The organism is Phocaeicola coprocola, from assembly GCF_041333015.1.
GTDB lineage: Bacteria > Bacteroidota > Bacteroidia > Bacteroidales > Bacteroidaceae > Phocaeicola > Phocaeicola coprocola.
Window position 1 is genome coordinate 796,762 of record NZ_JBGKGM010000004.1, and the last position, 13,091, is coordinate 809,852.

Annotated in this window: 10 protein-coding genes and 1 pseudogene; 4 read left to right on the forward strand and 7 right to left on the reverse strand. The window is 38.8% G+C overall.

All coding sequences use genetic code 11. The annotated features are described in order from the left end of the window. Window positions 1–11 precede the first annotated feature (11 nt). From ACDG22_RS14155 to rhuM, 4 genes and pseudogenes are all read left to right on the forward strand, one after another. Window positions 12–2,453, forward strand: a complete 2,442-nt coding sequence (locus tag ACDG22_RS14155) for a DUF2357 domain-containing protein (RefSeq protein ID WP_007566671.1) — start codon at window positions 12–14, stop codon at window positions 2,451–2,453. Window positions 2,454–2,471: 18 nt separating this feature from the next. Further along, complete coding sequence (locus tag ACDG22_RS14160; RefSeq protein ID WP_007566673.1) at window positions 2,472–3,725, forward strand: SIR2 family protein; 1,254 nt, start codon at window positions 2,472–2,474, stop codon at window positions 3,723–3,725. After that, on the forward strand, window positions 3,706–5,439 hold the full coding sequence (locus tag ACDG22_RS14165) for an ATP-binding protein (RefSeq protein ID WP_007566675.1): 1,734 nt from the start codon (window positions 3,706–3,708) through the stop codon (window positions 5,437–5,439). Before ACDG22_RS14160 ends, ACDG22_RS14165 begins: the two co-directional genes overlap by 20 nt. A 50-nt stretch (window positions 5,440–5,489) precedes the next feature. Beyond that, window positions 5,490–5,834 (forward strand): annotated as a pseudogene (rhuM, locus tag ACDG22_RS14170) (RhuM family protein); the annotation flags it as partial. A 202-nt stretch (window positions 5,835–6,036) separates the two neighbouring features. Here rhuM and ACDG22_RS14175 read toward each other — a convergent pair. From ACDG22_RS14175 to ltrA, 7 genes are all read right to left on the reverse strand, one after another. After that, on the reverse strand, window positions 6,037–6,690 hold the full coding sequence (locus tag ACDG22_RS14175; protein ID WP_270230444.1) for a hypothetical protein: 654 nt from the start codon (window positions 6,688–6,690) through the stop codon (window positions 6,037–6,039). Next, on the reverse strand, window positions 6,690–7,589 hold the full coding sequence (locus tag ACDG22_RS14180; RefSeq protein WP_007571703.1) for a relaxase/mobilization nuclease domain-containing protein: 900 nt from the start codon (window positions 7,587–7,589) through the stop codon (window positions 6,690–6,692). Before ACDG22_RS14180 ends, ACDG22_RS14175 begins: the two co-directional genes overlap by 1 nt. Beyond that, a complete protein-coding gene (locus tag ACDG22_RS14185; protein ID WP_007571706.1) occupies window positions 7,573–7,941 on the reverse strand; it encodes a MobC family plasmid mobilization relaxosome protein in 369 nt (122 codons plus the stop codon). Before ACDG22_RS14185 ends, ACDG22_RS14180 begins: the two co-directional genes overlap by 17 nt. 102 nt (window positions 7,942–8,043) lie before the next feature. Next, a complete protein-coding gene (locus ACDG22_RS14190; RefSeq protein WP_270230447.1) occupies window positions 8,044–9,843 on the reverse strand; it encodes a DUF3987 domain-containing protein in 1,800 nt (599 codons plus the stop codon). Further along, the gene (locus ACDG22_RS14195) at window positions 9,794–10,393 is read right to left on the reverse strand and encodes a BT4734/BF3469 family protein (RefSeq protein ID WP_270213154.1); all 600 of its coding nucleotides are present in this window, start codon (window positions 10,391–10,393) and stop codon (window positions 9,794–9,796) included. The genes ACDG22_RS14190 and ACDG22_RS14195 overlap by 50 nt, the downstream gene beginning before the upstream one ends. Further along, a complete protein-coding gene (gene mads1 / locus ACDG22_RS14200) occupies window positions 10,390–10,743 on the reverse strand; it encodes a methylation-associated defense system helix-turn-helix domain-containing protein MAD1 (RefSeq protein WP_007571711.1) in 354 nt (117 codons plus the stop codon). Before mads1 ends, ACDG22_RS14195 begins: the two co-directional genes overlap by 4 nt. A 490-nt stretch (window positions 10,744–11,233) precedes the next feature. Next, on the reverse strand, window positions 11,234–13,042 hold the full coding sequence (gene ltrA / locus ACDG22_RS14205; RefSeq protein WP_118047455.1) for a group II intron reverse transcriptase/maturase: 1,809 nt from the start codon (window positions 13,040–13,042) through the stop codon (window positions 11,234–11,236). Window positions 13,043–13,091: the final 49 nt, after the last annotated feature.

The window sequence follows — 13,091 nt, forward strand, 5'->3', positions numbered from 1 at the left end:
AGAAAGGACATATGCAGACAGAGGTTTTAAGATTAATTCATCCTGATTACGAGGTAATTGTTCGCACACAAGACATAAGCTATTCGTGGGAACGCTTCAAGGGTCGCATCAATTATTCAAGGAGAGACAATCCAGATATTGATGCGCCAGAAACATATTGTCGATATACCTCAAAAGATGAATGTGAACTTCGCCTATACAGTCCAATTACAAGGAAGAAAACTGAAGACGAAGAAGAAACAAAACTTGCAGCGGGCAAGGTTTGGGATAAGTTATGGCCTGTCATCTTTGAAACTTGTAAATATCAAGTTCGCTTACTATTCCATGGTGTAGATAAAGACTCTGTACCAGAAATTCGCCATGTACGAAAAGACATAGAGGACAGCTTCTTTGTTGATGAAGAGTTGAATGGAAGGGAAGAAAAATCCCTCACGGGAGAGTTGGACTTTTTGAATGAGCCTGGAGTGTTCAAACTAGATTTCTCCTATCAGAAGAATGGTGTCCGTAAAGATAGCTATGTAACTTTTGATGTAGTATCACCCAAACTCGACACAAAAAACGATTACAAGTCGCTATTACGGGAGATTAACGAGGAGTACGAAAACGTCATCTATCGCTATCTGAGCATTACTCTCCAGCAATTCAGTCGAGGACGGATTAATACCGATGCCACATGGATGGCTGCATTTCAAAGCGTTGTGGATGACTATGTGAAGAACGTAAAACGTGTGATACAGAATCCACATTCACAAATTGTGAACTTCCGCACATCAAGAAAGGCAGAACAGATTAAGTTCTGGACACCTGCCATGGAAGAACGCTATAGCGAAGTAAAAAAAGAAGGGAAACTGGAAGAATATTACTTTGGCTATAATGAAGCACATTCTACACACGACACGATGGAAAACCGTTTCGTGAAATATACTCTTCAAAGTATTGGAAAACGACTTTCTTCTGTAATAACGACAGTTCTCAGTTCCTCCCAAGAAGAACTTTCAGAACGTCATCGCCAGATGTGGACAGACTATCAGGATTCTCTGAGAAAACTTTCGAAACACCCTTTCTTCAAAACAGTAGGTCGTTTCGATGGTATAAAACAAGACAGTCTTGTACTGCAAAACCGATTAGGTTATCAGCAAATTTACAAGGATTGGTTGAAATTGAAACGAGGAATTGACTTGTATAATGGAGCTGCAAACATTGGAACTCTACAAATATGGGAGATTTATGAGCTATGGTGCTTCATAAAGATGAAGAAGTTGGTGGCTGATGTCATGGGTATTGACTATAACAAGCCATCACATGAACAACTGGTGACAGAGCCTAAAGGAACATTGCTCAATCCATTTACAAATTCCTCTTTGGAGCATATTGTGGAATATCATTACCCCAAAGCAGAGAACGATGATAAGGATGAACGTAAGGCGCAACTGGCAGCACATGAAGGAGACGTAGTAACTCTTCATTATCAGCATACATTTAACCGAACAAGCGGTAAGGATGAGTATAGCATGAGCATTAATACAGCAACAACAGAGCAACGTCCAGACATTGTGCTTAATATTCGCAAGGCATCTGGAGAAGTTGTCTTGACGTATTTGTATGATGCGAAATATCGTGTCATTAACGACAAAAAGCTTGATAAAGATTTTGAGGAGCAAGATATTGCTGAAATGTCAAATTTTCCAGGAGGTGATTACCCCCCAACTGATGCTATCAATCAGATGCATCGCTACCGTGACGCTATTTATTATAGCAAAGAGCATGAACCATATCGCTCCAAAGAAATAATTGGTGGCTATATCCTCTTTCCTGGTCGTGGTAACGATGAATACATCAAGAGACGTTACTATAGTGCTAGTATAGAAAGTGTGAATATCGGTGCATTCCCTCTTTTACCCAATAGCGAATCCTTGCTGAGAGTGCATTTGGATGACATCTTGATGAAATTCACGACAGCTGATACTCATGTGGCTAAAGCCAAGCCACAACGCACATTGGCATATATCACTGAAGAAGAAAAGGTTGGAATGTTGCCAGACGATTTGGTAATGGTGGCGGTTGCTGGTAGTGAAGAGAAACGTCAATGGACATTTGACAATCTTTGGTACAACATTCCTTTGGATAAAATTGCAGATTCTCCTTGGAACAAAGCAAAGTATTTGCTCTTGTATGTCAAAGGAGAGATATATGTCGGTAACCTCTGCAAGATTGTCCGAACAAAGCATGATGTATGGACGAAAGAGCGTCTAATTCAATCGAATTATCCAAGTGAGCCACACAACTCATCATATTTCATGATTCGAATAAGAAAGCCGAGTGACACAGATGCTGAATTGCAAAAGTTGCGATTCAGTGTCAAAGACATTCCTAATAAATACTGGGGAAACGAGCGAATGGCATTCATGTTGGTTAAGTTGAATGACTTAGAGACTATCGTTGATAGAGTGTAAATTAAATTGGATATTATAATGGAAAAGATATTCTTATATAAAACGATAACCAAATCTGTTGCCTACGATGAGGAACATTGGTATATTGATAATAATCCTCAACAACAAAATGATGGAGATGGAGTTGCCCAGTTCAAGGAGTATGCCACTTCTGAAGCATTTCGTTTAATAGCGAATGATATTAGTAAATATACTAGTCATCTTAAAAATATTGCAGTTTTGACAGCAGCTGGCACTTCTATGGAAAATGGGGCTCATGGAGGGAAAACTCGTACAGAATTATGGCAAAGCTATGAAGAGGAAATAAATGCGATTAGCTCTGTATTAACACAAAATGATGGTATTTTAAAAGATAAATGCCAGTCAATTATTGAATCTAAGAATATTGAAGACTTTTTGTCTTTTACAATTTTGTATGAAAAGTTGAATGGTGAGATTAAAGACGACGAAGGCAATTCTTTAAGATGTAAATTAGAAAAGAAGATTGCCGATGCTTGCAAGTTGCCTCTTGACGAGAATAATAGACACCATCAGGATTTTATTAGAAAACTAACAGCGCGTAAGCCCGCAGAACCACGAGTTCAACTATATACGACAAATTATGATACATTATTTGAGCAAGCTGCTCAAAGAATGAATTATACCATTATAGATGGTTTTTCATTCTCTTATCCACGATTGTTCAATGGAAGTAACTTTGATCATGACGTTGTATATAGGGAACGTACTAGGATTAAGAACGAAGAAAGTTTTGTTCCTAATGTAATACAACTGTTTAAATTGCATGGTAGTATAGATTGGGAAAAGAAAGATGGTAAAATATATCAAAAAGAAACAACAGATCATCCATGCATCATATATCCTGCAAGTGAGAAATATGAAAGCAGTTATGAACAACCATATTTTGAAATGATGTCACATTTACAGAGTACCCTTCGAAAAGAGGGAACTCTGTTAATTGTTGCAGGTTTTGGATTTCAAGACAAGCATATTCAAAATGTTATTAAGGAGGCTGCACTTCAAAACCCTAACTTTCATTTGCTTATTGTTTGTTTTGGCATGAAAAACTTCGCCAAAGATGGAGAAGCAGATAAATGGGAAGAAAGTGGCATAACACATAATTTAGTTCCTGATTTTGTGGCAGAAGATGGAACTGTCACTCAAAATGTAACAATAATTTTCTCTAAGTTTAAAGCCTTTGTAGAAAACTATCCGTATAATAGCTCTTATGAGGTAGATAATCCCAATAATTATGAAGCCATTCGACCATAACAAATTTGTTGGATATGTTTGTGAGGTAACTCCACAATATGTTCGTTTGCAGATTCCTTCTGCAAAATTATTACATACATTCTATTTTAATGGAGAAATCTTTTCGGGTGGCTCTGTTGGCAGTTTTGTTGTTATTGAAGGTCAAGAATACGGTTTCTTAGGAAGGGTGTTTGAACTGAATCTTCCTCAAGGGGAAAGAACAGAAATAACAAATAGAAGTATAAATGAAGAAGATACTCAGTTCCATCCAATTGCAAAAGTTGAATTACTTGCTCTATTCGATATTTACAAACCTGAGTCTATAATCAAAACAGTTTCTCGTTATCCATCTGTTGGTTCTAAGGTTTTTTCATGTTCTGACGAACAAATAGGTGCATATATATCTGCATTTGGTATAAAAACAGGTGATAAGGATGTTCCATTTGCTCCTTTAGGAAAATTAACATCCAATAATGCCTTATGTAATATTTCTCTTAATTCTCTTTTCGGCCGTCATTGTGCTGTTTTGGGGACAACAGGAGGAGGAAAAAGTTGGACCGTGGCAAAACTTCTAGAACTTGCATCAGATTACACGGAAAACAAATGTATTCTGATTGATGCTACGGGAGAATATAATAATATCAATGAGAATATACAGAATATTGAACTGGGTACAGGTGAATACATTTTCGATTATAAGAATCTTTCAATTGACGAATTGTATTATTTGCTACATCCGTCTTCAAAGACGCAAGTGCCAAAACTAATGGAAGCTATTAGATCTTTGAAGATGTCCAAACTTGACAATAATACAGAGTTATCTTTATATTATAAACAAAATCCACAAGGAAATCCAATCAAGGGGAACATATACAAAGCCAAGAAGATAAAGCGCGCATTTGAAGTTTTTTATTATAATCATATTGTACAGATAGAAGACAAATCATGTAATTTTGATTTCAATCTTCTTGCTGCACAGATTACTAATGAATGTAATTGGGATTCGGATAGAAATAATTCTTCAATGTGGGGAGATAGGAATGAAAACGATGTTTCAAATTGTATAAGTTTGATATCTCGAATTAACAATGTCATGTCAACATCTGAATACAATAAAATTTTCGGTTTTAGAAAAGACACTATTCCCGATGCAAAAGACTTAAGAGAAGGCATACAAGAATTCTTGAAGGGAGAGAATAGTGTTTTGCGATTGAATTTTTCAAAAGTAAGTTTCGATTACCAAGTAAGAGAAATATTAGTTAATGCAATAGGAAATTATCTGTTAAATGAAGCAAGAAAGGGACTTTATAAGGATAATCCAATAATTATATTCATGGACGAGGCTCATCAGTTCTTAAATAAAAGTATCGCAGATGAATATTTCTCGGCAAAACCTCTTGATGCCTTTGAACAAATTTCAAAAGAGGCACGCAAGTATGGACTATTTTTGTGTATAGCTACACAAATGCCACGAGATATTCCGTTAGGAACACTAAGTCAAATGGGTACGTTTGTTGTTCATAGATTGATAAATGAACAAGATAAAAAGGCAGTAGAAAATGCTGCATCTGCTGCAAATAGGAATAGTCTGTCTTTCTTGCCAAGTTTTGGAGAAGGAGAAGCACTTCTTGTCGGTGTAGATTTTCCAATGCCATTAACAATAAAAGTCAACGCTCCGCAAAAGGTACCAGACTCCCAAACGCCCAAATTAAAGCAAAAAGGTAAACATATATAAATTGACTATTGCTGTTTAGTGTATTGTTGCATGCATATGAGAAGCAATTTATGGCAAATCGAAGAGAAATAAGAAATAGCACTGCTGAGTTCTTGATATTCCAGATAGAAGGTAAGGAACAAGGCATTGAGGTCTATTATAAGGATAAGACTATTTGGTGTACTCAAAAAGCTATGAGTATGTTATTTAACTGTTCAACGGACAATATAGGGCTTCATCTAAAGAATATTTATGATAGTGGAGACTTGGACGAAAAAGCAACTACCGAGAAAATCTCGGTAGTTCGTCAAGAAGGTACCAGAGAGGTAAGCCGTTCGCTCCAATTTTACAACCTCAATGCAGTTATCAGCGTAGGTTATCGCGTGAACAGCGTCCGTGCAACACAGTTCCGCCAAAGGTTATGTGCAGCATAGTATTATGTAAAGTAAAAAAGGCCACATCTTTTTCAGATATGACCTTTTATAGCACTATAAAATATTTTGTGTAAATGGAAAGAATTTTGTGTAAATGAAAACAGGATTCAGCTGTAAGTTTATTCTTATATCTGGATTCTGTTTTCAAAAAAAATAAGGGCTGTTGTTCTTTACCTCCAAATGACTATTCCGTATCTTCAGTTAGTCTCATCCCTGTTTGTTCTATTAAGTACTGATGTTGTTCCTTCACTACCCGATACATGGAATAATGTGCAAAGGATTCTTCCTTATATTTCAGACTACTAACAGAGGCGGTAACAGCCCACGTCAAAATAATGGCTACAATAGCCACAACATATCGAAGTTTTATATGATGTCCCCGTATAAACATCCCATTGATATTGGGTGGAATAACGGTTATTGGATGTTTCAGCTCATTAATTTTTGCAAGTATTTCATCCTGCCGTTTTAATATGTTTTCTGTATTAGCCTCAATAGTCATACGATTGAGATTATAATCACAAACGTGGCTATATATGTACTCAAGAAACCTTGATTTTTGCTTGAATATGTCAACAAGTTTTGGAAACCATAGTGAAAATGGCAATGTATCCGGCTGTTGATTCCAAATGTGTTTCTTCACTACTGACAGTGCATCGTTCCAGCAAGTACAGAAGCTTTTGGCAACTCCATTATAAATGGTCTTTTCATCCAAATCCACCTTTATATGTTGCTCCGGTTGGTTTGGAGTTACATTCTGCCTATTAACGCATTCCTTCAATTCATTGATACTTTGACGCAAATTTGCGAGATTTGCTGCTACTACATCTTCTTTCATTATCTTCTACGTTTTGAAGGTTTATAAAAAGGTTCGTTTCTTTGTTTATCCTTATCTTTATCATCCCGCCATCCCTGTTCGTTACTGGTTCCTCCGCCAGCACTAGGAACAATTGTTTGATGAGGTTGCACTATAAGTTCTGTTGCCACATTACCCAATGTTGCACAAAGACGGTTAAAACTTAGATCTGAATCAAGTTTAGAACCGGCAATGCTAAATTCATCCATACAAAAGGATATACCACGAATATTATCAGAGTTTTCTGCACGATTAAAACGTACATCTATTCCCTTTTCTTTGAGCATACGGAAAAAGTCATGCCATGAGCGAGATGCTGCTAAAGCATCAAGAGTTGAGGAACGAAGATTATACTTACGTAATTGATGAGGGCGCAAACGACTCTTGTTTCTGGCTTTGCTATTTTTAGGAGCAAAGTACAGTCCATATTGTTTAGTCAAAGTCCGACATACTTTAGTATTACGTATTCTTTCGTTGCTGTCAGAGATAAGATTACCGTCATTGTCTATCCGATTGAACACCAAATGACAATGAGGATGTTTCGTGTCGTGATGCCGGGCTATGATATATTGAGTATTGCGAATCCCCATTTGTTCCATCCATTTCTTGGCAATCTCCACCATAAGTTTATCTCCTTCTTCATTATCGGGAAAACGGTTAATGTCCTGCGAAGAAAAAGCAAGTGATACGTGTTTCACCGGATTTTTTACTTTCGGACGCATGGACGCTTGTATCTGAAAAGAATCGGCTATGGTTTTATTACTGATGGCACAGACACCTTCGTGTGCTAAAAGTATGGCACATTTCTTCTTGTTCTTTTGGTCATTGGCGTAATTTACTATTCCTCCGAAATCTGCTCTTGTTTTAATCTTCGCTATCATGGCTATTGTTCTTTACTTGAGTGATAATTCTACCGACTTCTGATATGATTGAAAAGCATTGTTGTTTGACTGCTTCTAAACCATAAGTGTGCATCTGATGGGCAATCTGATTGACATTATTAGCGATGCCGGAAAGATCACGGATTGCCGATACCATTTCAGGACTGATACGTTGACAGATCTGACAATCCATTGCCGCCTGATGGCAAAATTCATTGACAGACAATCCTGCCTGTTCCGCTTTGGATTGGATATAGATATAGTCGTTCTCGGTAAACATTACCCGAAAACATTTGGTACGTTTCTGATAGTTCGCCAACTTAGGGCGACCGCCAAGTTTCTTCTCCTTCATATTTATCTTAACTTTCAATGTTCATGAATTGATTTTTTGAGAGTGGCTGTTCCATCCGCTTGCCGCATAGGTTTTAGTGACACTAAAACACAAACTTGCCACTCAAAAAATCTTCCTATATTTCCCCTGCTCTATTCGGCATAGCTTGCCATCTTTGATAAAGGCTTCTATCCACTTGTTTGCAGTACTTCCATTTTCACCCAAAGCTAAAACTGCCGCATCATAATCCTCCTTTGTGAAAGTATCGGGTAACATATTATAAAGGGTATTCCTTCGTGCATAAACGCCAGTCTCTTGCGAAGCGGTATAGAATCGTTTGGACTGATTTCCTGATAAATTCTGATAAATGAATACGGCATGATAAAGTAAGGTTTCGCACATATTCATGGCTATAGAATAGTCATGGCAAACCAATCGCTCTGCCCCGTCAAGTAAGGAAGAATTACGATGTACATTCTCCAAATTCCGGACAGCGGTCAACACCATCATTATACGATAAGCAATCAGTCCCATCCGTCTGACTACTCCCTGCATCTTGTTATCCACTTCGTCACAACACTCCTCATTCACACGACTGAGATATTCAATAAAGTGTTCCTGCAAATCGGAGGGAAGGGAAAAAGAATAATTTCCCTGCCGTACAAATTCCTCATGCAGATGGCAGAATTTATCTCCCAATAGTTTGAACATTGAATTTTTAGATTGAGAAATATCGCTTGTAGCAAACACATTTCTTATACCTCGCTTGAAGCGGATGATATAGAAACAAAAGCGACTCATCAATCCGTTCTCTGCATCAGGTATCAATCTTCTTACCTGTTCGGGAGTTCCAGCCAAAGCTACGGAAACTCTCGGATTGGCTACTTCACAATACTCCCTGTCCTTGCGCCGGCTCAAACTGACCAATTCATGATGGAATGCCTTTCGCAACACATCGGAATAATTGCCATAGTCCGACTTCAATGTTTGGCTTAACGTGTCGCCCTCCGACTCAAACAATAGTCCAACTCCGTCATTATCTCCCAATATCTTCAAGAAAGAGCTTGCGCTGCTATTGGCAGGAATGACAAGCATACGCATGGGCGGCTCGGCTGGCATAGTCATTCCATTATCTTTCTTACCTTTGATATAAGCATTCATCGCTTCTTTATATTCCTGTTCCAATCGCTTTGAGAGTTCATGTAAATTGCGATTAATGGGTACTACCAGTTCTCTGCATAGGGTCAATGCCCCTTTTCCCATGCCTGCATCTGCCACAACAAACAGATATAGATTCGGATAAACAATGCGTTCATCGTACACACCACAAACATTATAAAAGCAAACCGACAAACACACAATAGTTCCAATCAATATCGTGTCACGGTCATCCACCGAAATGGAATTGTTGACAATCTCATTTAGAAAAGGAGGAAGATGCTCAAACACACATTCAGGAAATGCAGGAAGTTCTTCCTCTGACTTTATCCATTTGCCCGTTTTGCCATTTTGGATATTTGGCAAAATGGATAAATGTTCTTTGTTGGATGGAGCCAATGAGATTCCGGCTTGATTTGCCAAATGGAAGAAAGAACGGATAGTAATACCTTGCCCTTTGGATTGCAGACAATGCGTATATTGTTTGTCTGTTTCTTCCCTTTGATAGGTAGGGTAAAACCTGCTGATGCGATGATAATACTCCCGTCCGTTCTCTCCCAATCCATCAACAAGTGCAAAGCCCAATTCCACCCAATCTTTATAGTTGGGTGCTATATCAATGCCACGTTGTTCTATCTCCCGAACAACACTTTCTACATCGTCTTTTACCTTATTATATATAGGAGCAATATCAGGCGTATGTATTTGCTGTATTTCAGAAGGGACATTCTCCCAATCTTGGGCGGAAAATATTTTCTTCGACATCATCTTTGTATTTAGGGTTAATATATGCTTGTGGGTCGTGGGGTAAAAAGCATGAACGAGCCACATCACTGCCGGACATATCCACTGATGGCAAACCTGTTGCTTTGATACAGTTGGCGACAGCCTTGAAGTATCGGGAATGTTCCCAGCCCTTCAAGTCAACAGGTATTATCCACTTCAATCCACTACCAGATGGGCTGACAAATAACAGTTCCGTATTGAAATACTCATGATTGAGTAATTGCTGTTTTAACTCCACGATATTCTCCACATGGTCGAAATCCAAACACATCAATCCTGAGTGCATAATCAGTTCCTTCTCATTCCGTTTGCGGAATAATCCCGAAAAAGTACAATAGTCGAAATGAGTGGCTTTGTATCTTTTGGATTCGGGAGAAGATCGCATCGAACGCAGAGACTCGGTTTGTGGTTGCGCATAATGCCCGATGACATAGCGATACACATCCACAATGCCTACCGCCCTTATCGGTTCGATGTTTTGAATGGGCTTGCGAAAGAACGAAAAGCAATAATCTGTCGTTCCCATCATCTGATAATCTTTTTAGATTCGACAAATCGTCTGGCTTCTTCCATTAAGTCGACTTGGGTCTTGTGCGATTTGTTCTTCAACCAATCGTCAATCTCCGATTGCAGGAAAGCCAAAGCCTTATTTATTTTATGTACGGGAATCTGTTTGGTAGATACCCATCCATAAACTGTCTGTTTGGCTGGATGTGATGGCAGATAAGCACAAAGTTCATCTATATCCATCCATTTGGGTGAATTACTTGCCTGCTCATGTTGCAAGGCATTTACTTTGGATTGTAGTACTTCTACGGACTCAATCAGGTAGGACAACGCATTTGGCATTTCCTCCAATGAATTTACTTTATAAGCCATTTTCTTCGTATTAAAGTTGATGCCGCAAAAGTATAGGGATGTTTATGAGTGCTAAATAGGTGCTTGAAAGCCACCAACAAGCCACTTATTTGCCACCGACGGATTTAATTTTCATTAACCTAAGGATTGGTTGAAAGAGATAATAAAATGGAGAAAAAACATTATTGACACTAATAATATCATCCCTGAGAACGCCTATACTACAAGATACCCCTCAAAAAGGCGATGCTTCATGAGGGGTAAACGGTGGTGAATTTATCGTTGATATTATATAAGTCGCTGGTGCTCAATGGTGGAAATATCCACTATAACCTATAAAGCCAAATTTTCTATATGCAGCGTATTGGCAGCTTTCTCTTTTTGTTCATTTACGATATGTAGGCTCGGCAAACAACGCCTTTCCGCTTTACAGCGGTAGGTTTTCGTTTGCCTGCCCCCGAACCGTACTTACACGTCTCCATGTATACGGCTCTCCATCTGTAACATCATCTTACTTGACACATCTCTGGATTTTTGCGTTACACTCCGCACATACAACCAAAGTCTTTCTGTGCATGTAGAGCATTTTGCGTTCCCAGTCATTTTTACCTTTTAACTCTTTGAGTGTGCGGACATGGTGCATTACCACTTCTCCGTGCTTGCCACATAGTTCGCACGTTTTTGTTGTAAGCCTTTCTATCAGACTCAACGATGGCGTTTTGAACATGTACGGCAGATTGTCACTTGGGGCTGTTTCACAATCCGTTTTACGGGCATACCCCTCATTATAGAATACCCTGTACTTGGTTTCTCCTCCCTTGTTTACAAAAGGCACTGCAAAGAGATTGTCCTTGCGGTATCTTTCAATGACTTTTCTCACTGACATATTCAGCTTTTGAGCAAGAGTTTTGTACATGGAGAACTTCATAATACAGCCGAAAGAGCGTCCCAAAGCCGATGCATTGTTTGCTATTGAGTAATAGTTGTAGAACCCTCGTATTTCGGTATTAAACTGAGATACAATCTCGTGCGCTTCATTGTCAATCATATAAGTCCTGCCTTTTGACACCCATGTCTCCTTGCCGTGTTTGGTGACAACTTTCATGGCTTCGAGGCTGAGCAGCTTGTTCTTGATTACTTCTCTTGAAACGTGCAATATCACGTTCCCATTGAAGTATCTGCGCACTGTTCCGTTACTGTTTCTCTTTGTGGCATAGTCTTTACGGACATATATTTCGTAACCCAAAAATTTTGCGCTGTCTTGTGCATTTGTAATCAAAGTCTTTTCCTGTGACATCTCCAGTCTTAACTTTTCCTGCATAAACTTAGTGATGTCAGCTTTGATTCTCTCACATTCGTTTTTCGTTCCGATAACTCCGATAAGGAAATCATCGGCATAGCGCACGTATTTCAACCTGCGAAAGTTTACATCCATATCATTGCCACTTGGCATTGTAAGTATCAGCTTCTGCTTTTCGTGCAGTTCTTCTACCATCCTTGTTCTTACGTTTACATCCTCTACTTCATTTATCCTACGTTTTAGGTAGTGTACTCTGCTGTTGAGTTTGCAAATATCCTTGTTGCGGCTTCTTGCTGTCCCTTTATTGAATTTGTTGGCATATTCATCCATGTACTTATCGAACTTGTCTAGGTATATGTTTGCCAAAATAGGGCTTATGATACCACCTTGCGGTGTCCCTGAATAAGTCTTGTTGAATTGCCACTCTTCCATGTACCCTGCATTGAGGAATTTCCGTATCAGACGAAGAAATCTGTCGTCTGCTATTCTGCCTTTCATTATTTCTATCAGCACATTATGGTCTATGTTGTCAAAGAAGCCTTTTATATCTCCCTCAATGAACCATTTTGCACCGTTGAAATTGTTTTGTAGACTTTTCAGTGCTGTGTGGCAGCTTCGGTTGGGTCTGAAACCGTGCGATGTCCACTCAAAGTGTCCCTCATATATGGCTTCAAGCACCATTCTTACTACCTCTTGAACCAATTTGTCTTCAAAAGACGGTATTCCTAGCGGACGCATCTTCCCATTCTTTTTCGGAATGTAAGTTCTCTTTGCAGGATTGGGACTATAAGTCTCATCCTTTATACTCTCTATGAGTTTGTTTATCCTGTCAATGCTCATTTCATCCTCAGTTTTGCCATCTGTGCCGGGTGTCATGTTGCCCGGCTTTGCACACATACGTTGGTAGGCGACAAAGAACATCTGTTCATTGAATAGAATACGGTAAAGCCTTTCGTATTTATACTCGGGCTCATTGCTGTGTCCAGCTAAAATGTTTAATACTTGCTCTGGATTTCTCATACGTCTCTCACGTTTTCCGTTGTTTGTATTAAAGTTACAGACTACTTCC